Below are 449 nucleotides of genomic sequence, written 5' to 3' on the forward strand. Positions count from 1 at the left end.
TCATTGCTCAATTCGCTACCCAAACGCACGCCTTGCGCTTGGTAGAGATACATTTTCTCATCACAAAAACCAACTGCAGTATAAAAGGAGTACAACAGTTTGACACTGTCGGCGACATATGGCGTTTCTTCTGCCAACTCACGCAAAGCGCATTCGGCAGGATCTTCGTCCGCCACATCCAATTTACCCGCCGGCAATTCCAACGTCGCCTGATCGGCGGCATAACGCCATTGGCGCACCAAAACAACTTTGCCGTCTTCCGTTTCCGCCAACACACACGCAGCACCCGGATGGCGGATCACAACTCGTTGGCTTTCATTGCCGTTGGGTAGGCGAACCCGATCGCGGCTGATGGTAACAAAAGAACCTTCGTAGATTGGCTCGCTGCTTAATTTAGTTTCTTTCAAATCCATTTTTTACCTCATTTCCAAATTATTAAATATTAAAGG

General features: G+C 48.1%; 1 protein-coding gene. It reads right to left on the reverse strand.

All coding sequences use genetic code 11. From position 1 onward, the window contains the following. On the reverse strand, window positions 1-413 hold a 413-nt coding region (locus ACTHUR_RS20795; RefSeq protein WP_440400699.1), incomplete at its 3' end, for an NUDIX domain-containing protein. Window positions 414-449: the final 36 nt, after the last annotated feature.

This window comes from Neisseria sp. P0021.S007 (genome assembly GCF_051956855.1).